The sequence below is a fragment of the Mesorhizobium sp. CA15 genome (assembly GCF_020165215.1).
Lineage (GTDB): Bacteria > Pseudomonadota > Alphaproteobacteria > Rhizobiales > Rhizobiaceae > Mesorhizobium.
This window is the reverse complement of record NZ_JAIUHQ010000003.1, coordinates 480,344-499,771: the sequence shown is the minus strand read 5'-3', so window position 1 is coordinate 499,771 and position 19,428 is coordinate 480,344. Positions and strand designations below refer to the sequence as shown.

The 19,428-nt window shown below is 64.2% G+C and carries 15 protein-coding genes and 1 pseudogene; 10 read left to right on the top strand and 6 right to left on the bottom strand.

From position 1 onward, the window contains the following. The first annotated feature begins 172 nt into the window (after positions 1–172). Both LB515_RS08970 and scpA read left to right on the top strand, forming a co-directional pair. A complete protein-coding gene (locus tag LB515_RS08970) occupies positions 173–1,615 on the top strand; it encodes a methylmalonyl-CoA mutase subunit beta (protein ID WP_224634055.1) in 1,443 nt (480 codons plus the stop codon). Beyond that, the gene (scpA, locus tag LB515_RS08965) at positions 1,612–3,744 is read left to right on the top strand and encodes a methylmalonyl-CoA mutase (protein WP_224707470.1); all 2,133 of its coding nucleotides are present in this window, start codon (positions 1,612–1,614) and stop codon (positions 3,742–3,744) included. The genes LB515_RS08970 and scpA overlap by 4 nt, the downstream gene beginning before the upstream one ends. 291 nt (positions 3,745–4,035) lie before the next feature. Here the strand turns inward: scpA and greA are convergent, their stop codons facing one another. Continuing rightward, the gene (greA, locus tag LB515_RS08960; protein ID WP_140845738.1) at positions 4,036–4,518 is read right to left on the bottom strand and encodes a transcription elongation factor GreA; all 483 of its coding nucleotides are present in this window, start codon (positions 4,516–4,518) and stop codon (positions 4,036–4,038) included. A 106-nt stretch (positions 4,519–4,624) separates the two neighbouring features. On the opposite strand from greA, the gene LB515_RS08955 reads away from it, so the two are divergent. Next, entirely contained in the window at positions 4,625–6,001 is a 1,377-nt protein-coding gene (locus tag LB515_RS08955; RefSeq protein WP_224707469.1) for a TIGR03808 family TAT-translocated repetitive protein, read from the top strand. Here the strand turns inward: LB515_RS08955 and LB515_RS08950 are convergent. After that, positions 5,998–6,808, bottom strand: a pseudogene (locus LB515_RS08950) (class I SAM-dependent methyltransferase). The gene LB515_RS08955 and the pseudogene LB515_RS08950 sit on opposite strands and share 4 nt — an antisense overlap. Before the next feature lie 179 nt (positions 6,809–6,987). Here LB515_RS08950 and LB515_RS08945 point away from each other — a divergent pair. Both LB515_RS08945 and LB515_RS08940 read left to right on the top strand, forming a co-directional pair. Beyond that, a complete protein-coding gene (locus LB515_RS08945; protein ID WP_224545693.1) occupies positions 6,988–7,269 on the top strand; it encodes a DUF1778 domain-containing protein in 282 nt (93 codons plus the stop codon). Continuing rightward, positions 7,269–7,748 (top strand): GNAT family N-acetyltransferase, encoded by a 480-nt coding sequence (locus LB515_RS08940; RefSeq protein WP_224707468.1) that lies wholly within the window; start codon positions 7,269–7,271, stop codon positions 7,746–7,748. Before LB515_RS08945 ends, LB515_RS08940 begins: the two co-directional genes overlap by 1 nt. On the opposite strand, the gene LB515_RS08935 is transcribed toward LB515_RS08940, so the two are convergent. Both LB515_RS08935 and LB515_RS08930 read right to left on the bottom strand, forming a co-directional pair. Then, the gene (locus LB515_RS08935; RefSeq protein ID WP_224707467.1) at positions 7,741–8,745 is read right to left on the bottom strand and encodes an asparaginase; all 1,005 of its coding nucleotides are present in this window, start codon (positions 8,743–8,745) and stop codon (positions 7,741–7,743) included. The two genes, LB515_RS08940 and LB515_RS08935, sit on opposite strands and share 8 nt — an antisense overlap. A 38-nt stretch (positions 8,746–8,783) precedes the next feature. Further along, a complete protein-coding gene (locus tag LB515_RS08930; RefSeq protein ID WP_224545696.1) occupies positions 8,784–9,950 on the bottom strand; it encodes an acetyl-CoA acetyltransferase in 1,167 nt (388 codons plus the stop codon). Positions 9,951–10,137: 187 nt separating this feature from the next. On the opposite strand from LB515_RS08930, the gene betI reads away from it, so the two are divergent. Genes betI through betB form a run of 5 tightly spaced genes read left to right on the top strand, consistent with a single transcriptional unit; the run spans position 10,138 to position 16,413 of the window. Then, positions 10,138–10,728, top strand: coding sequence for a transcriptional regulator BetI (gene betI, locus LB515_RS08925; RefSeq protein ID WP_224707466.1), 591 nt, complete (start codon positions 10,138–10,140; stop codon positions 10,726–10,728). After that, complete coding sequence (gene betC, locus LB515_RS08920) at positions 10,725–12,254, top strand: choline-sulfatase (protein WP_224707465.1); 1,530 nt, start codon at positions 10,725–10,727, stop codon at positions 12,252–12,254. The genes betI and betC overlap by 4 nt, the downstream gene beginning before the upstream one ends. Continuing rightward, entirely contained in the window at positions 12,254–13,255 is a 1,002-nt protein-coding gene (locus tag LB515_RS08915; RefSeq protein ID WP_224707464.1) for a threonine/serine dehydratase, read from the top strand. Before betC ends, LB515_RS08915 begins: the two co-directional genes overlap by 1 nt. Beyond that, entirely contained in the window at positions 13,248–14,900 is a 1,653-nt protein-coding gene (betA, locus tag LB515_RS08910; RefSeq protein ID WP_224707463.1) for a choline dehydrogenase, read from the top strand. Before LB515_RS08915 ends, betA begins: the two co-directional genes overlap by 8 nt. A gap of 49 nt (positions 14,901–14,949) precedes the next feature. Next, positions 14,950–16,413 (top strand): betaine-aldehyde dehydrogenase, encoded by a 1,464-nt coding sequence (gene betB, locus LB515_RS08905; RefSeq protein WP_224707462.1) that lies wholly within the window; start codon positions 14,950–14,952, stop codon positions 16,411–16,413. 4 nt (positions 16,414–16,417) lie between these two features. Here betB and LB515_RS08900 read toward each other — a convergent pair whose 3' ends face one another. Beyond that, positions 16,418–17,029 (bottom strand): hypothetical protein, encoded by a 612-nt coding sequence (locus LB515_RS08900; RefSeq protein WP_224529990.1) that lies wholly within the window; start codon positions 17,027–17,029, stop codon positions 16,418–16,420. Positions 17,030–17,033: 4 nt separating this feature from the next. Further along, complete coding sequence (locus tag LB515_RS08895; protein ID WP_224707461.1) at positions 17,034–19,271, bottom strand: AGE family epimerase/isomerase; 2,238 nt, start codon at positions 19,269–19,271, stop codon at positions 17,034–17,036. Positions 19,272–19,428: the final 157 nt, after the last annotated feature.

Genomic DNA, 19,428 nt, shown 5'->3' with positions numbered 1-19,428 from the left:
AGTCTCGATTTTGGGGAGCAGCGAATTTGGCCTTTGGCGCTTGCGGATTCGGTGCATGTTTGGCAATCGATTGGCTGGCCGAGAGAACCCGGCCGGATGATGCATTGTGATATCCGGTTCCTGACCTTAGATTGGCTTGACCGGCTGATGCGACCGAGAAGCGAGGAGAGCGATGGGCGCCGGCGCCTTGACCAGGGATGTCGACCTTCCGAACCCGGACGCCAAGCGTTGGCAGGCGCTGGCGGAAAAGGCGCTTGCCGGCGGTTCCTTCGAGGAAAAGCTCGTCTCCCACACCGATGACGGCATCCGCATCGAGCCGCTCAGCCAACGCTCGACGACCGCCGAGCCGTTGCCGCGTACAAATCCGACCGCGCCCTGGATCGTCAGTCAGCGCGTCGACGACCCGGATGTCGCCCGGGCCAGCGCGCAAGCCCTGGAAGACATCGCCCAAGGTGCCACTGGCCTGTCGCTTGTCTTCGAAGGTGCGCCGAATGCCTTCGGCTACGGCTTGCCGCGCACCGCGGAGGCGCTGGAAAGGGTGCTCGACGGCGTGCCGCTCAACCGCGTTCAGGTGCGCATCGACGCGCACCCCTGGAGTCGCGCCGTGGCCGACTGGCTGCTGGCTTTCCTGAGCCGCCGCCGCTCCGATCCGGCCAAGCTCAACCTTTCCTTCGGCATCGACCCGGCAGCGATCTTCGCCGGAACCGGGCGGCTGCGCACCTCGATCGAGGCGCTGCAGGAATCGATGCCGCAGTCGCTGGCGCATTTCTTCTCGATGGGCGTGCCGGGCGTGCTGCTCGAGGCCGACGGCCGCGTCTTCCACAATGCCGGCGCCACCGAGGCGCAGGAGCTTGGCACGATGATGGCATCGGTTGTGTCCTATCTCAGAATGTTCGAGAAGGCGCGCCAGCCGCTGGTCTATGCGGCGCCCTATATCGGCTTCGCGCTCAGCGTGGACCAGGACCAGTTCCTGTCGATGGCCAAGGTGCGGGCGTTGCGCAAGCTCTGGGCGCGCGTCCAGGAAGCCTGCTCGATCCCGGCCTCGACCGCCAGCATCCATGCCGAGACCTCCTATCGCATGATGACGATGGCCGACCCGGAGACCAACATCTTGCGTACGGCGATCGCGGCCTTCGCGGCGGCAACCGGCGGCGCAGATTCGATCTCGATCCTGCCGCATACCATCACGCATGGGCTGCCGGCCGGCTTTGCCCGCCGCGTCGCCCGCAACGCGCAGCTGATCATGGCCGAGGAAAGCCACATCGGCCGTGTCGCCGATCCGGCCTGCGGCTCCGGTTCGGTCGAGGCGCTGACCAACGATCTCTGCGCCGCGGCCTGGGAAGAATTCCAGCGCATCGAGGCCGAGGGCGGCGTGCTCGCCAGCCTGCAGCAGGGCTATATCCAGAACCGAGTGCAGACGGCCGCCGCCAAGCGCAACGGCGCCTACCGATCGGGCGAGCGCGGCATTGTCGGCACGACGCTTTACCGCGCGCCGGTGGAGCGTCCGGTCGAGACGCTGCCGCGGGAACGGCGTCCAGCGCTGACCGAAGGCGTGGCGACCTGCGAGCCGCTGTTTCCGGTGCGCATCGATCAGTCGATCGGAGCCGGATCATGATCCCGGATTTTAGCCAGATCGGCTGGTCGGAGCCGCGTCGCGCGCCGGTCGAGATCAAGGGCCAGCGGATGACGCCGGAAGGCATCGCCGTAAAACATCTCTACACGGAAGGCGACCTCAAGGGGCTTGCCAATCTCGACACCTATCCAGGCCTGCCGCCCTTCATGCGCGGCCCCTACCCGACCATGTATGTCCAGCAGCCCTGGACGATCCGTCAATATGCCGGCTTCTCGACGGCCGAGGAATCCAACGCCTTCTACCGGCGCAACCTTGCGGCCGGCCAGAAAGGCTTGTCGGTCGCCTTCGATCTCGCCACGCATCGCGGCTATGACAGCGACCATCCGCGCGTCGCCGGCGATGTCGGCATGGCGGGCGTGGCGATCGATTCCATCCTCGACATGCGCCAGCTGTTCGACGGCATTCCGCTCAACGAGATGACGGTCTCGATGACCATGAACGGCGCCGTGCTGCCGATCATGGCGCTGTACATCGTGGCGGCGGAGGAACAGGGCGTCGCCCAGAACGATCTCGCCGGGACCATTCAGAACGACATTCTGAAGGAGTTCATGGTCCGCAACACCTACATCTATCCGCCGAAACCTTCGATGCGGATCGTGTCGGACATCTTCGCCTACACCTCCAGGCATATGCCGAAGTTCAACTCGATCTCGATTTCCGGCTACCACATGCAGGAAGCCGGCGCGACGGCCGATCTGGAGCTTGCCTACACCATCGCCGACGGCATCGAATATGCCCGCGCCGGCGTCGCCGCCGGCCTCGACATCGACCGTTTCGCGCCGCGCCTGTCCTTCTTCTGGGCGATCGGCATGAACTTCTTCATGGAGGTCGCCAAGCTCAGGGCCGCAAGGCTGCTGTGGTCGAACCTGATGAAGAAGAATTTTGCGCCAAAGGACGAGCGCTCGCTGTCGCTGCGCACCCATTGCCAGACCTCGGGCTGGTCGCTGACGGCGCAGGATCCCTACAACAACATCACCCGCACGATGATCGAGGCGATGGCGGCGACGCAGGGGCACACCCAGTCGCTGCACACCAATTCCTTCGACGAAGCAATGGCGCTGCCGACCGACCATTCGGCGCGGATCGCGCGCAACACGCAGCTCATCCTGCAGAAGGAATCCGGCACCACGCGCATGATCGATCCTTGGGGCGGCTCGGCCTATGTCGAGCGGCTGACGCATGATCTGGCGGAGCGCGCGCTCGCCCATATCGAGGAGGTGGAAAGCCTCGGCGGCATGGCGGCGGCGATCGAGAAAGGCATCCCGAAGCTGCGCATCGAGGAGGCGGCGGCGCGCACGCAGGCGCGCATCGATTCCGGCGAACAGGTGCTGGTCGGCGTCAACGCGCACCGGCCGCAGACGGATATCGAAGTGGATGTGCTGAAGATCGACAATGCCGAGGTGAAGGCCAGGCAATTGGCGAAGCTGCAGCGGCTGAAAGGCACACGCGACGTCGCGGCGCTGGAGGATGCGCTGGCGGCGCTGACCCGTGCCGCCGAGGGCGACGAGAACCTGCTCGAATTCGCGGTCCGCGCGGCCCGCGCCAACGCTACCGTCGGCGAGATTTCGCTGGCGCTGGAGAAAGTATTCGGCCGCCACACGGCGGCGGTGCAGACGATCTCCGGCGTCTATCGCGAGGCGCTCGGCGACAACCCGGCGCTTGAGCGGCTGCAGGAGAAGATCCAGGCGTTCGAAAAGAAATCCGGCAGCAAGCCGCGTATCCTGGTCGCCAAGATGGGCCAGGACGGTCATGACCGCGGCCAGAAGGTGATCGCCAGCGCATTCGCCGATCTGGGCTTCGACGTGACCGTCGGGCCGATGTTCCAGACGCCGGACGAGATCGCGAAGCTCGCGGTGCAGCACGATGTCGACATTATCGGCGCCTCCTCCTTAGCCGCCGGGCACCTGACGCTGATCCCAGAACTCAAGGATGCGCTGAAGAAACTCGGCCATGGCGACATGCTGATCGTCGCCGGCGGCGTCATCCCGCCGCAAGACTACGACGCGGTGCTGGCGGCGGGCGCGGCGGAGATCTTCCCGCCGGGAACCGTCATACCGGAGGCGGCCAACCGGCTGATGGATCGGTTGCTCCGATCAGTGAACGCTTGCTGATTTGGCCAAAAGGTTGTTCTATGGAAATAGATGCAACCATGGCGCGATGATGTTCAGACAGTCATCCACAGGCTTGAGGACGGATCGGGGGCCTTGCTACTGCCACGCGAAATGCTTGACAGCTTGAACCTCCAAGGTCGGCGATGAGCTCCAGATCGTCGAAACCGACGACGGCGTCATTCTAAGGCCAATCCGCCACGACAACTACAAACGGGAAATGAACGCTGCTCGCGATGTCGTGGACAAATACGAAGCTGGGTTGTTACAGCAGCTGGCAATTAGGCTTGGCTGCTAGTTCTCGACCTTGTCCGAGAGCTTGACGATTTCCCATTCCTTGCCGTTGACGGTCACGACCTCGCCGATCTTCTTGCCGAACAGAGCCACGGCCATCGGCGAGACATGGGAAATGCTGCCCTTCGACGGATTGGCCTCGTCCTCGCCGACGATGCGCCAATGCACCTTCCTGCCGTCATCACCTTCCAGGGTGACGCCCATGCCGAAGCGCACCACGTCGCTGCCCGGCTCCGGCACCGAAAGCTCCGCGCTTTCGCGCCGCGCGGTCCAGTAGCGCAGGTCGCGCGATACGACAGCGAGGCGTTCGCGGTCGCCGCGCCTTTCAGCCTTGGCCATCAGGTCGCGCAGCTCGGCGAGGTTGTCCTCGATCATCGCCAGGCCGCGCTCCGTCACCAGGTTGCGGTGCGTGCTGACCGGCCGTTCGCCGACGCCGGCAATGGCGTTCTCGCTGTCTTCTTCGCGCGTGAAAGCTCTGCTCATGCGGTGAACTTAGGCTTGGCGAGGCGACTGCACAAGCGGTTTGCCGATGAGCCCGCCTTGGCACGATTCCTGCGACAGACAGGGCGAAACGCCAGGACCTGTGCCGATGTTGAACAGACGAACGCTGCTTGCCCGGACCGCCGGCTTCGCCGTCGCTGGCGTCTTTGCCGGCAAGGCATCGGCCAAGTCGCTGCCGGGCATCGAGATGGCCGCGATGCGCGGCTCGATCAACGCCACGGAGATCGGCGTGCAGCCGGGCGCGGTCGACGACCAGAGCAAGGTTTTTGCCAGGATGCTGGCCGAGGCCAGCGACCGCGACCAGCCGGTATTCCTGCCGCCGGGCAGCTATCTCGTCTCAAACCTGAAGCTGCCCGCACGCGTGCGCCTGTCGGGCGTGCCAGGCGCGACGCGTATCGTCTATGGCGGCAACGGCCATCTGATGATGGCCGAACAAGCCGAGCATATCGAGCTCAGCGGGCTGGTGCTCGACGGCGCCAACCGCTGGCTAGCCGACTACACGCAGGGGCTGCTCGACCTGCGCCGTGTCGCCCATCTCGTCATCGACAATTGCCAGGTGACCGGCAGCGGCAAGAACGGGCTGGCGCTCGAGCATGCCGTCGGTCGCGTCGGTCGCTCGGATATTTCGGGTGCTGCAGATGCCGGCATCTATTCAGTCGAGGCCGGCGGGCTGGAGATTTCGGGCAATAGCGTTTCGGACTGCGCCAATGGCGGCATACTGGTGCATCGCTGGCAGGCCGCGGAAGACGGCACCATCGTCAGCGGCAACCGCGTGCAGAGGATCGGCGCGCGCAGCGGCGGCACCGGGCAGAACGGCAACGGCATCAATGCCTTCCGCGCCGACAACGTCATCATCTCCGGCAACGTCGTCTCCGACTGTGCTTTCACCGCGGTCCGCGCCAACAGCTCAAGCAATTTGCAGATCACCGGCAACACCTGCTCGCGCTCGGGCGAAACCGGGATCTATTCGGAATTCTCCTTCGAAGGCGCAATCATCAGCAACAATCTGGTCGACGGCGCCGCCAACGGCATCTCGATCGTCAATTTCAACGAAGGCGGGCGGATGGCCGTCTGCTCGAACAATATCGTGCGCAACCTCTCGACCACCGGCCCCTACACCGCCGATCCGCCCGGTTTCGGCGTCGGCATCAGCGCCGAGGCCGACACGACGGTGTCCGGCAACGTCGTCGAGAACGCGCCGCTCTATGGCATGCAGCTCGGCTGGGGTCCTTATCTGCGCAATGTCGTGGCGACAGGCAACATCATCCGCAAGGCGGGCACCGGCATCGTCGTTTCGGTGGTCGAAGGTTCCGGCAGCGCCGTTATCTCGGACAATGTCATCGACGGCGCGAAAAACGGCGCCATTGTCGGCCAGCGCTGGGCCGATCCAGTGACCGGGGACCTCACGCAGTCAACCGATACGGGCTACGCGCATCTCACCGTGGAGCGCAACAAGGTGAGTTAGGCCACGGCCACGATGATATGCGCCTGGATCTTGGCGGCAATTTCGCCGCTACCATGTCTGTCGGCTATTGCGGCTTCGGCGTAGTCAGTTGCCGACTCCAATCTTCCGGCCTCCCTGGCCTCGATCTCATTGCGAAGCACGGTGCCCTGACAGTAGGCGATGGCGGGAACGCGTGGCGAGGATGCGCGGCTCTGCTCGGCCCTGGTGTCGATCGTCACATCAGAGAATCCCGCGGCTTCGAGGTCGCTGCGGATCAGGTCCTTGTCGTGATAGCCATGCGGCGTGCGCGCCAGGAAGCGCGGCGGATCATGCGGAAATATCTTGGCGAGAGCATTAGTCACGTCATCGGCGAATATATTCTCCTCGATGCGATCCCAGACGCTGAAGAGGAAATGTCCGCCGGGCTTCAGCACCCGCTTTGCCTCGCGATAGGCAGCGGAACGGTCGGGAAAGAACATGGCGCCGAACTGACAACAGACGAGGTCGAAGGCCGCATCCTCGAAAGGCAGCTTCAGGGCATCCGCCTGGCGCCAGGTAATGCGGCTGTCAGGCCCCTGGCGCGAAGCCGCATAATCGAGCATCGGCTGGTTGAGGTCGGTTACGGTGTAGCTGACACCAGGAGAGAGTTTCGGCGCCAAGGCACGGGTGACGGCTCCGGTGCCCGCGGCGGTCCAAAATGGCCAAGGGTGAGAAGGATGCCGCCCGTTGCGCGGCCTCCGCGGCATAGCCCTCGAAAATCAACGGCACCATATGGCGATCGTAATTTTCCGGGATTGACCCGGCAAACACCTTGTCCGCTTCCAGCATAGCCAGCGCCCAGCATCAATTGATGGTAAGGGAGACTAGCAGAAACATGAACTCGCTGCTGTTCGGTTTTGCGTAGAACCGGCGCAGTCCAGGTCGCCAGCAATGAAATTGGCAATCTCAGATTTAGATACACATTGTGTATGCAAAATGCTATATCGGCGATGGAAGGATACATCGCCATGGCCACCAAAAACCAGGACACCCACGCTAGGCCCGTCAATCTGCGCATCCGCGAGGATATCCGCATCCTGATCGACCGCGCCGCGAAGATACGGGGAAAAACCCGCTCCGACTTCATGATCGACGCCGCCTACCGTGCAGCCGAAGACACGCTGCTCGACCAGACGCTCGTCAAGGTCGATGCCGAGAGCTATCGGCACTATCTCGATATCCTCGACCAGCCGCCGAGCGGCGAGGGATTCGCCCGCCTGATGAATGCGCCCAAGCCTTGGCGGGACTGATGCTTTCGGCGCCAGGTCTTTTAGCCGATGCGCACGAACTCGACCTTTTTCAAAGCGGGACCGACAGCCTGGATCAATGGCTTCGACGGCGGGCGCGCGCCAATCAAGTCAGCGGTGCGTCCAGAACCTATGTGATTGCGGAAGATACGCGCGTCGTCGGTTACTACTGCCTTTCATCGGGCGGACTTGACCTGACGGATGCGCCCGGTTCGATCCGGCGCAATATGCCCGATCCCGTGCCCATGGCTGTGCTTGGCCGTTTGGCTGTCGATGCGAACTGGCAAGGCAAGGGTCTGGGTGTTGCTCTGCTGCAGGACGCGGTGCTGCGGACGGGCCAAGCGGCAGCTATTCTCGGCATTCGCGGTCTCCTGGTTCATGCCATATCGGATGGAGCCAAGACGTTTTATGAGCGCTATGGCTTCCAGGCTTCCCCAAAAAATCCGATGACTTTGGTGCTGTCGCTGAAGACAGCTAGTTGAGCGCCGCCGTCGGCCGCAGCAAGCCGACCTTGGCGCCGACGCGGCTTTCGACCGGAGGATCGGCAAGCTCGGTGAGCCTTGCCGCAACCGCTTCATCGCCGTTCAGCAGCTTCGCCAGCACGGCGGCGATCATCACTTCGGCTCCCCTGCCTGCGCCATCATCGCATTTCAAGGCAATGCCGAGGCCAAGTTCGGGCAATGCCGCGCAATAGACGCCTTCGGCGCCGGTCTTGACGAAGATGCGACCGGGTGCCGCCTGCATCAGCGCGACGTCGGCCCTGCCGGTGCCCGCGACCAGGAACGGCTCGGCCATGCAGGCCGAAAGCAGCCGCTTCGCCGCCTTGGCGCGCTCGGGCGCAAAGCCGCTGCCCGTCGCCATGCGGGCAAAGCCCTGAGCAAAATTCTTCAACGGCACGGCGTAGGTCGGGATCGAGCAGCCGTCGATGCCGCAATGGTCGACGTCATGCGCCGCGCCGGTCACGGACTGCATGGCGTCGCGGACCATCTCCTGCAAAGCGTGGCCGGCTTTGACATAGCCGGCGTGGGAAATGCCGGCATGCACGCAGGTGCAGAGGAAGCCGGAATGCTTGCCGGAGCAGTTGTTGTGCAAGGCGTTCGGCACGTTGCCGGCGCGAGCGAGCGCAATGGTGGCGTCGTGGCTCGAGGGCCAGTGCGCACCGCATTCCAGCGCCGTCCTGTCGAGGCCTGCCCTGGCGAGCATCGCGTTGGCCAATTCGACATGGGCCGGCTCGCCCGAATGCGAGGCGCAGGCCAGCGCCAGCTGGCGGTTCCCGAAGCCGTAGGCATCGGCGGCACCCGATTCCACCAGCGGCAACGCCTGGATTGCTTTTACCGCCGAGCGCGGGAACACGGGGCGGTCCGTGTCGCCGATTTCCCAGACGGGCTTGCCGTCGGCGTCGAAGACGGAGACCGCGCCACGGTGCGCGCTTTCGACCACAGCGCCGCGCGTGACCTCGACCAGAACCGGATTTGTCATGTTGCCTCCCGGAGGGCGCGCTTTGATGCGGGCCGCTTCTACCTGATCCGGTCGAGGATGGAAACGTAGTTGGCGACCGCCGCGCCACCCATGTTGAAGATGCCGCCGAGTTTTGCGCCCGGCACCTGGATGCCGCCGGCTTCGCCGGTGAGCTGCATGGCTGTCAGCACATGCATCGAGACACCGGTAGCGCCGATCGGGTGGCCCTTGGCCTTCAGGCCGCCGGACGGGTTGACCGGCAGCCGACCGTCCTTTGCGGTCGTGCCATCCAGCGCCAGCCTGGCGCCCTCGCCTGGCTTGGCGAGCCCCATCGCTTCGTATTCGATCAGCTCGGCAATGGTGAAGCAGTCATGCGTCTCGACGAAGGAGAGGTCGTCGAGCGTGACGCCAGCCTTCTTCAGCGCCTGCTCCCAGGCGCGCTCGCAACCCTCGAAGGAGAGGATGTCGCGCTTCGACATCGGCAGGAAGTCCTGCACATGTTCGTTGGCGCGGAAAGTTACGGCGCGGCGCATCTTCAGCGCCGTCGCCGTGTCGGTGAGAACGAGCGCCGCGGCGCCGTCGGAGACCAGCGAGCAATCGGTGCGCTTCAGCGGACCGGCGACGAACGGGTTCTTCTCGCTTTCCTGGCGGCAGAACTCGTAGCCGAAATCCTTGCGCATCTGGGCGTAGGGATTGTCGACGCCATTCTTGTGGTTCTTGGCGGCGATCATGGCAAGCGCGTCCGATTGGTCGCCATAGCGCTGAAAATAGGCCTGCGCGATCTTGCCGAAGACGCCGGCGAAGCCTGCCGGCGTGTCGCCATCTTCCGGCAGGTAGGAGGCCTTGAGCAGGTTCTTGCCGATCTCGGGTCCGGGCGTGGTCGTCATCTGCTCGGCGCCGACCACCAGCACGATGCGAGCGGCGTTGGCGTCGATGGCGCGGATGCCTTGCCGGACGGCCGCGGAGCCAGTGGCGCAGGCGTTCTCGACGCGCGTCGCCGGCTTGAAGCGCAGCCGGTCATCGGCCTGGAGCACGAGGCTTGCGGTGAAATCCTGCGGCGAGAAGCCGGCGTTGAAATGGCCAAGCACGATCTCGTCGACATCGTCCGGGCCGATGCCGGCGTGGTCGAGCGCTTCGACGGCGACCTTGGTGATCAGGCCCTCCAGCGTCTCGCCTTCGAGCTTGCCAAAGCGCGAATGCGCCCAGCCGACGATGCATGCGGTCATGGCAGCCTCCATTTGCGCCGCAGCCTAGCACGATCGCGCGCGGCACGTGATTCAATATTGTTCAATAGTGAACCGTTTTCCAGCCCCAGGCATGGGCCAGATCGAGATGAAAGGTTGATCCCACGTTGATTTTTTATTGATTGATCCGTCAATAAAAAATAATCTAACTGCAGAACCGGATTCCAAAATGCCGAAAATCGGAATGGAGCCAGTGCGCCGCAAGGCGCTGATCGACGCGACGATCTCGGCGATCGGCGAGCGCGGATCGCTGGACGTGACAATGTCGGAGATCGCCGGCCGCGCCGGTGTCTCGTCGGCGCTGGCGCATCACTATTTCGGCGCCAAGCACGAACTGCTCTTCGCAACGATGCGGCACATCCTGGCCGAGCTCAACACCGACACAAGACGCGCGTTCGGCCTCGCCGCCACGCCGCGCCAGCGCGTCTCGGCCGTCGTCGCCGTCAGCTTTTCCGACGACCAGTTCCAGCCACAGATCATCGCCGCCTGGCTCGCCTTCTATGTCGAGGCACAGAAATCGATGGAGCTGCGGCGGCTGCTGCGCATCTATGCGCGCCGGCTCAATTCGAACCTGATGAGCGGGCTGACCGGCATCCTGCCTCGGACCGAGGCCGACCGTGTGGCGGAAGCGACCGCGGCACTGATCGACGGGCTCTACATCCGCCGCGCGCTGAAAGACGGCGTGCCCGACGCGCAGACCGCGATCGCGCTCGTGGAAGACTATCTCGAAACCAAGCTCAACGGACGGAGCCTGCCTTGACCACCCGGCGACCCAATTTCCTGATCGTCATGGTCGATCAGCTCAACGGCACGTTCTTTCCGGACGGCCCGGCGGACTTCCTGCACGCGCCGCACCTGAAGGCGCTTGCCGCGCGCTCGGCGCGTTTCGCCAACAATTACACCGCCTCGCCGCTCTGCGCGCCTGGCCGCGCGTCATTCATGAGCGGGCAGTTGCCGTCGCGCACCGGGGTCTATGACAACGCCGCCGAGTTCACGTCTTCCATTCCGACCTTCGCCCACCATCTGCGCGCCGCCGGCTATTATACCTGCCTGTCCGGCAAGATGCACTTCGTTGGGCCCGACCAGTTGCACGGCTTCGAGGATCGTCTGACCACCGACATCTATCCCGCCGATTTCGGCTGGACGCCGGACTACCGCAAGCCCGGCGAGCGGATCGACTGGTGGTATCACAATCTGGGTTCGGTCACCGGTGCCGGCGTCGCCGAGATCACCAACCAAATGGAATATGACGACGAGGTCGTGTTCCTGGCCACGCAAAAGCTCTACCAGCTGTCGCGCGAGCAGGACGATGCGGGTCACCGCCCCTGGTGCCTTACCGTTTCGCTGTCGCATCCGCACGACCCCTATGTGGCGCGCAAGCAGTATTGGGATCTCTACGAGAACTGCCAGGCGCTCGATCCTGAAACGCCGTTCATACCGCTTGACGAGCAGGACACCCATTCGCAACGGCTCTACCGCGCCAGCGACTATCAGGCCTTCGAGATCACGCCGGAACAGGTGCGCCGTTCGCGGCGCGGCTATTTCGCCAACATTTCCTATGTCGACGACAAGCTCGGCGAGATTCTGGACGTCCTCAAGCGTACCCGCATGCTCGACGACACCACTGTCCTGTTCTGCTCGGATCACGGCGACATGCTGGGCGAGCGCGGCCTGTGGTTCAAGATGAGCTTTTTCGAGGGATCTGCCCGCGTGCCGCTGATGATTGCCGGCAAGGGCGTTCCGGACGGGCTGATCAAGGCACCGGTTTCCAATCTCGACGTGACGCCGACGCTCTGCGACCTCGCCGGTATAGACATCGCCGCAATCGCGCCGTGGACCGACGGCCAGTCGCTGCTGCCGCTGCTCGACGGCAAAGCGCGAAGCGGGCCGGTGCTGATGGAGTATGCGGCCGAAGGCTCCTACGCGCCGCTGGTCGCAATGCGCGACGGCAAATACAAATTCGTCCATTGCGAGCTCGACGCGCCGCAACTGTTCGATCTCGATACCGATCCGCTCGAGCGTGACAACCTCGCCGAGGATCTGGCAAACGCAGCCCTGGTGGCGGCGTTCATGGACAAGGTCAGGGCCCGCTGGGACATGGCCGCCTTCGACGCCGCTGTCCGCGAAAGCCAGGCGCGCCGCTGGGTCGTCTATCCGGCGCTGCGCAACGGCGCCTACTACCCGTGGGATTTCCAGCCGCTGCAGAAGGCGTCGGAACGCTACATGCGCAACCACATGAACCTCGACAATCTCGAAGAGAGCAAACGCTATCCGAGAGGCGAATAATGGCTGACGTTCTCGTTCCCACCCTCGACCATCTGAAACGGGCCTATGCCATCACCTCGACGGCCACGCAGGTGACGCCGCTTCTGGAGTCGGCGGCGCTCGCAAAAGAGACAGGTGCAGCGCGGATCTTCGTCAAGCCGGAGTCGCTGCAATGGGCCGGCTCCTTCAAGGTGCGCGGCGCCTATTGGCGGTTGAACCGGCTTTCGCCGGATGAAGCGAAAAAGGGGGTCGTCGCCTATTCCTCCGGCAATTTCGCGCAAGGGCTGGCGGCGGCCGGCCAGGCGCTGGGCATTCCCGTCACCATCGTCATGCCGATCGACGCGCCCGCCGCCAAGCGCGACGCGACCGCCGGTTATGGCGCGCGCGTGGTGCTGACCGACCATGGCGAGCGAGCCCGCGAGGAAGTTGCGGCTGCAAAGGCGCGCGAGATCGCCGAGAGCGAGCACCTCACCTTGCTGCATCCCTTCGACGATCCTGAGATCGTGGCCGGCCAGGCCGGCGCGGGGCTTGAAGCGCTCGACCAGCTGGCAATGAAGAAGGCGCAGGCCGACCTGGCGTTCTGCTCGGTCGGCGGCGGCGGACTGATCGGCGGTGTTTCGCTGGCCTTCCACTATCTGTCGCCCAAGACCGAGATCATCGCCGTCGAGCCGGAAGGTTTCAACGGCATGGGCTCGTCGCTGGCGCATGGCGCGATCGAGACCATGCCGATCGGGCCGAAATCGATCTGCGACGGGCTGATGGCGCGCAAGCCCGGCGACGCGCCCTTCGCGGCGGTGAGCGCTGCCGGGGTGCGCGGTGTCACCGTCGACGACGCCTCGGTGCGGCGGGCGATGAAGATCGCGTTCGAGCGGATGAAGCTGGTGCTCGAACCTTCGGGCGCGGCATCGCTCGCGGCGCTGCTCGGCGGCAAGGTGGATGTGAAGGACAAGACCGTCCTTGTGGTTGCAACCGGCGGCAATGTCTCGCTCGCCGACTTTATGGCGCACATGAACAATGCTTGAAGCGGATTTCGTCATCATCGGCTCCGGCTCCGCCGGCTCGGCCATGGCCTACCGGCTGTCGGAAGACGGCAAGCACTCGGTGATCGTCATCGAGTTCGGCGGCACCGATATGGGGCCGCTGATCCAGATGCCGTCCGCGCTGTCGATCCCGCTGAATATGAGCCTTTACGACTGGGGTTTCGCCAGCGAGCCGGAGCCGCATCTCGGCGGGCGCGTGCTTGCCACCCCGCGCGGCAAGGTGCTCGGCGGCTCGTCCTCGATCAACGGCATGGTCTATGTGCGCGGACATGCGCATGACTTCGACCATTGGGCCGAACAGGGCGCCGCAGGCTGGGCGTTCGCCGACGTGCTTCCCTATTTCAAGCGCATGGAGGATTGCGACGGCGGCGAGGACGGCTGGCGGGGCAAAGGCGGACCATTGCATGTGCAGCGCGGCACTCGGAAAAATCCGCTCTACGGCGCCTTTGTCGAGGCAGGCCGCCAGGCCGGGTTCGAGCTCACCGACGACTATAACGGCTCCAAGCAGGAAGGTTTCGGGCCGATGGAACAGACCATTCTGGGCGGCCGCCGCTGGTCGGCGGCGAACGCCTATCTCAAGCCGGCTCTCAGACGCGGAAATGTCAGACTGCTCAAGGGCTTCGCCCGGCGCGTGGTAATCGAGAATCAACGCGCGATCGGCGTCGAGATCGAAGCTAACAAAAAGATTCAGGTCGTTAAGGCGCGGCGTGAGGTGATCGTCGCGGCGTCGTCGATCAATTCGCCGAAGATCTTGATGCTGTCAGGCATCGGCCCGGGTGCGCATCTCCAGGAAAACGGCATCCAGGTGGTTGCCGACCGGCCGGGCGTCGGCGCCAATCTGCAGGACCACCTGGAGCTTTATATCCAGCAGGAATCGACCAAGCCGATCACGCTGAACTCGGTGCTCAATCCCTTCTCCAAGGCGCTGATCGGCGCGCAATGGCTGTTCTTCAAGACCGGCCTTGGCGCTACCAATCATTTCGAGGCGGCAGCATTCGTGCGTTCGCAGGCCGGCATCGACTATCCCGATATCCAGTACCACTTCATCCCGGCGGCCGTGCGCTATGACGGCAAGTCGGCGGCGAAGTCGCACGGCTTCCAGGCGCATGTCGGCCCGATGCGCTCGAAGTCCCGCGGCTCGGTGAGCTTGCGCTCGCCCGATCCGAAGGCCAAGCCGGTGATCCGCTTCAACTATATGTCGCATCCGGACGACTGGAGCGAGTTCCGCCACTGCATCCGGCTTACGCGCGAGATTTTCGGCCAGAAAGCCTTCGATGGCTTTCGCGGCAAAGAGATTTCACCGGGCAGCCATGTGCAGTCGGACGACGAACTCGACGCCTTCATCCGCGACCATGCCGAGAGCGCCTACCATCCTTGCGGGACCTGCAGGATGGGCCGCGCCGACGACCTGACCAGTGTCGTCGATCCGGAATGCCGGGTGATCGGCGTCGAGGGGCTGCGCGTCGCCGACTCCTCGATCTTCCCGCGGGTGACCAATGGCAACCTCAATGCGCCCTCGATCATGACCGGCGAGAAGGCGTCCGACCACATCCTTGGCCGAACGCCGCTGGCGCCATCCAACCAGGAACCGTGGATCAATCCGCGCTGGCAGGTGGCGGACCGATAGGGCATTGTCGGGCAGACCGCCCGATCGGCCAACAGTTCTGGAGAAAGCCATGCGCGCCCAGCCAACGGCATCGCATTATGTCAACGGCCGCTACATCGAGGACGAAGGCGGCGCGCCGCTGCCGGTGATCTATCCGGCGACGGGCGAGACCATCGCAACGCTGCATTCAGCGACACCGAACGTTCTGGAACTCGCCATCGAAGCCGCCCGGGCCGCGCAGCCGGCCTGGGCACGGTTGAAGCCTGTCGAACGCGGCCGCATCCTGCGCCGCGCAGCCGACATCCTGCGCGCACGCAATGCCGATCTGGCCCGCATCGAGACGCTGGACACCGGCAAGGCTATCCAAGAGACGCTGGTGGCCGACGCCCCTTCGGCAGCCGACTGCCTGGAATATTTCGCCGGAGCGGTCGCCGCCTTCAATGGCGAGATGATCGATCTCGGCGGACCCTTCGCCTACACGCGACGCGAGCCGCTCGGCGTTTGCGTCGGCATCGGCGCCTGGAACTATCCCATCCAGATTGCCGGCTGGAAGTCGGCGCCGGCTTTGGCCATGGGCAATGCCATGGTGTTCAAGCCGTCGGAGAACACGCCGCTTTCGGCTCTGGCGCTGGCCGAAATATACAGCGAAGCGGGGCTGCCCGACGGATTGTTCAACGTCGTGCAGGGTTATGGCGATGTCGGCGCAGGTCTCGTCGGCCATGATGTCGTGGCAAAAGTTTCGGTGACCGGCTCGGTGCCGACCGGCCGCAAGGTGCTGTCGCTTGCCGGCTCGAAGATGAAGCACGCGACGATGGAGCTCGGCGGCAAGTCGCCGCTGATCATCTTCGACGACGCCGATCTCGAGAACGCCATCGGCGGCGCCATGCTCGGCAACTTTTATTCCACCGGCCAGATCTGCTCGAACGGCACGCGCGTCTTCGTGCAGAAGGGCCTGCACGACCGCTTCGTCGAGCGGCTTGTCGAGCGCACCAAGAAAATCCGCATCGGCGACCCGCTCGATCCGGAAACGCAGATGGGTCCGCTGGTCAACAAGGCGCAGCAGGACAAGGTCGTTTCCTATATCGAAGCCGGCAAGCAGGATGGCGCCAGCCTAGCCTGCGGCGGCAATTTGCCGTCACTGCAGGGTTTCGAAGGCGGTTTTTTCATCGAGCCTACGGTGTTCACCAATGTCGCCGACACCATGCGGCTCGCGCGCGAGGAGATTTTCGGACCGGTGATGAGCGTGCTCAAATTCGACAACGAGGACGAGGTGATCGAGCGCGCCAACGATACCGAATTCGGGCTGGCGGCGGGCGTGTTCACGCGCGACCTGCCGCGCGCGCATCGCGTCATCGCCGAGCTGCAGGCCGGCACCTGCTGGATCAACGCCTACAATCTCACGCCGGTGGAAATGCCTTTCGGCGGCGTCAAGCAGTCCGGGATCGGCCGCGAGAATTCGCTGGCCGCGCTGGCGCATTATTCGCAGCTGAAGGCGGTTTATGTCGAGACGGGGGACGTGGCAGCGCCCTACTGAATAGTTACGGGCGCACATTCTTAGGAAGGGCCATGATGATCTTCTTGATCACTCCCTCGTCCACGTCAAGGTCCGAAATCAAGACGACCACATTTGATCTGAGCCTGCTCGTGACTGCCCCACCGAACCGGAACAGCCCGCTCCTGACATACACTGGTCGGGTAAGTTTCAGATGAGCCGCCAACGAAGCCCTACTGGATATAAAGCTTACGCGCTGGACGTTGCTCCAAGGCATCGGGCCATCCAGCTGCCGCCTATCCCATAGGGTTTCTCTCGTGAGAATGAGCGATGGGCGTGAACTCGCCGCGTCCATTGCCGCCCTTGCTAGCGTTCCCGCGAACAGTGCGCCGACAAGAAGACAGCCGAGGATCCCAGCAAGCCACCCTAGCCGGTCGAGTGAATTTCCTGCTTCCCAGTTTTGGACCGCAGTGGAGTAGAAGCCCACTGAAGAAGATAGTGCCCACACCGAGGCTATGCCGAAGATGGGCAAGTACCAAGGAAAGCGGCTGCGGGCTTCTATTGGGAGTTTAATCCTTGTCGGCGGAATGCCCTGGGTCTTCCAAAGGGTTGTATCGCCCGGAAGGTCTACAAAGTCGCCGGCGTCCGCCTCTTCCAACCTTTCACCCCTTCTCCGTCGTTCCGTCCAGATACTGCGTCAGCGCACAGACTAGGTGGTAGAAGATGCTGGCCGGCACGTCGGTCGCCAGCGAACGGCCACGCTCGTCGATGCGGTCGATCCACAGGCCGAGCGGCGCCGGATCTATGTGCCAGCGGAACAGGCGGCCGACGCGCGCCTCGATCTCGGGCTTGAGGTCCGGTCCGCCCGAGCCGTCCAGCGCGATTGCCGCTTTGATCGCCTCGGCCTGCGGCCAGCTTCGCGAGACCGTGTCGAGCGGCAGTCCCTGGCGCGAGACGGCGCCATAGGCGAGGCCGGTGGCGCGGTTGAGGCCGTTGGCAACGGCCGAGGCATAGAGCTTGCGCGCAAAAGCGGTGAGTTCGCCCTGGCCGCTGCGAGCGGCGAAATCGACCAGCAGCGAGGCCCATTCGAAGTGATGGCCAGGCTCGGTCCAGCTCCGCTTCTCGCCCGCCGCAGGCTTCCAGCCGTCGTCGAAATATTCACCCAGTGTCCAGCTTTCGGCATCGAAGAAATGGCTGCGGAAAAGATCGATGATGCGTGCCGCGCGGCGCAGATAGGCGCGCTCGCCCGTCGCCTTGTGCCAGGCGAGGAAGGCCTCGAGCAGATGCATGTGCGGATTGGAGCGCCGTTCCTCCGCGCCGTCGGAGGTTTCCAGAAAGCCGGTCAGGCGGGCATCCTCCAGATGCGCGTCGAGGAAGGCGAATGTCTCCTCTGCGAGCCGCAACGCGTCGGGATGGCCCGACATATGGGCGTGGGCGAGCGCCAGAAGCACGCAGGAATGGTCGTAGGCATCCTCGACCGGATCGGCGACCGAGCCGTCGATGTTGAGCGTGCGCACCCAGCCGCCGCGATCGGTGCGGCCCTGCCCCGCCATGAAGTCGATGCCGTGCGCGATCAGCCGGTCGGCCGGGCCGTCCCAGCCGCGCTCCTTGGCGACCGCGAAAGCATAGACCTGACGCGCCTGGGTGCGCATGCGCTTGGGTTTCATCAGCGGCGCGGCGTCGAAGCCCAGCGCCTCGTGGAAGCCGCCATGGCGTTCGTCGACGCCGAGCGTCGACCATAGCGGCAGCGTCTCCTCGAACAGCCAGTGGCGCACGCGCCGCCGCCAGGCGCCGCTCTCGATGACGCGGTCATGCGCTGGCGTGAACCTTGTTTCGAGCCGGCCGGATTTCTCCAGTTGCTCGACGATCTTCTTGACGTGCTGGCTGTGGCTGACCGGCGCGACGAACGTCGCATCGGCCGTGGAGACGATCGCCACGTCCTTCATGCCGATGGCCGACAGCAGCCGACCCTCGCTGCGGATATAGGAATTCTCGCAATCGATGGCGACGACGTCTCCAACGATGACGTTGCCGCCCTTGTCGGACGGGCCGACATCGAGCAGCGACTGCCAGGAGCCGAGATCGTTCCAGCGGAAGCCGGCGGGCACCATGGCGATATCTTTCGCCTGCTCCATGATGGCGTAGTCGATCGAGGTCGACGGGATCGCGGAATAAAGGTCCAGCGGCATATAGAGGCCGGACAGATCGCTGGTCGCAGCCTCGTAGGCGGCCTCCGTCGCCTGCCAGATTTTCGGTTCATGGGCCGCGAAGGCGTCGCGCATTGCGCCGGCGCGAAACAGGAAGATGCCGGTGTTCCAGTAGAAGCTGCCGGCGTCGACGTAGGCCTGCGCGGTGGCAAGATCCGGCTTCTCGACGAAGCGCGAGACGTCGAAGACGCCGTCCTGGCCTGCCCCGACCTCGATATAGCCGTAGCCGGTCTCGGGCTGTGTCGGTTTCAGGCCGAACACCACGAGCCGGCCGGCATTTGCCGCGGCAGCGCCCGCCTCGATGCTTTGCCAGAACTGGCCAGGCGTCGATATCTCATGATCGGACGGCACCACCAGAACCAATTCGTCGCCATATTCGGAGAGCGTGCGCAGGCTGGCCAGCGCCACGGCCGCGGCCGTGTTGCGGCCCGTCGGCTCGAACAGTGGTCCGCCACCGGCCAGATCGATGCCGGCAAGGTCGGCATGGACGCGGTCGGCGTGACGCTCTGAGGCGATCAAGAAAATCGGCGTCTCGCCTTGCGTGCGCGCCGCCAGCCGGCGCACGGTCTTGGCCAGCATCGAGCCATCGCCGGAGAAGTCGTGGAACTGCTTGGGGTTGTCCTCGCGCGATAGCGGCCACAGCCGCGACCCGACGCCGCCGCTCATGACGAAACTGACGATGCGCTGGCTCATGAACGACCCTGTCAAAAGTCCGGCTCCCATGGGTCGGACTTACGACAAAAGCCTTTAAGCCCACCTTTACCTCACAACCAAATGCTATGCCATTGGGCCAAGCTTCGCGAAAGAAAGGAAATGCGACAGAAGGACTGCCATTGCCGCTTGCAGGATC

Excerpts from the sequence above, each read along its gene's own strand:
- LB515_RS08970 (WP_224634055.1), top strand. The coding sequence starts at position 173 with ATGGGCGCCGGCGCCTTGACCAGGGATGTCGACCTTCCGAACCCGGAC.
- scpA (WP_224707470.1), top strand. The coding sequence starts at position 1,612 with ATGATCCCGGATTTTAGCCAGATCGGCTGGTCGGAGCCGCGTCGCGCG.
- greA (WP_140845738.1), bottom strand. The coding sequence starts at position 4,518 with ATGAGCAGAGCTTTCACGCGCGAAGAAGACAGCGAGAACGCCATTGCC.
- LB515_RS08955 (WP_224707469.1), top strand. The coding sequence starts at position 4,625 with ATGTTGAACAGACGAACGCTGCTTGCCCGGACCGCCGGCTTCGCCGTC.
- LB515_RS08945 (WP_224545693.1), top strand. The coding sequence starts at position 6,988 with ATGGCCACCAAAAACCAGGACACCCACGCTAGGCCCGTCAATCTGCGC.
- LB515_RS08940 (WP_224707468.1), top strand. The coding sequence starts at position 7,269 with ATGCTTTCGGCGCCAGGTCTTTTAGCCGATGCGCACGAACTCGACCTT.
- LB515_RS08935 (WP_224707467.1), bottom strand. The coding sequence starts at position 8,745 with ATGACAAATCCGGTTCTGGTCGAGGTCACGCGCGGCGCTGTGGTCGAA.
- LB515_RS08930 (WP_224545696.1), bottom strand. The coding sequence starts at position 9,950 with ATGACCGCATGCATCGTCGGCTGGGCGCATTCGCGCTTTGGCAAGCTC.
- betI (WP_224707466.1), top strand. The coding sequence starts at position 10,138 with ATGCCGAAAATCGGAATGGAGCCAGTGCGCCGCAAGGCGCTGATCGAC.
- LB515_RS08915 (WP_224707464.1), top strand. The coding sequence starts at position 12,254 with ATGGCTGACGTTCTCGTTCCCACCCTCGACCATCTGAAACGGGCCTAT.
- betA (WP_224707463.1), top strand. The coding sequence starts at position 13,248 with ATGCTTGAAGCGGATTTCGTCATCATCGGCTCCGGCTCCGCCGGCTCG.
- betB (WP_224707462.1), top strand. The coding sequence starts at position 14,950 with ATGCGCGCCCAGCCAACGGCATCGCATTATGTCAACGGCCGCTACATC.
- LB515_RS08895 (WP_224707461.1), bottom strand. The coding sequence starts at position 19,271 with ATGAGCCAGCGCATCGTCAGTTTCGTCATGAGCGGCGGCGTCGGGTCG.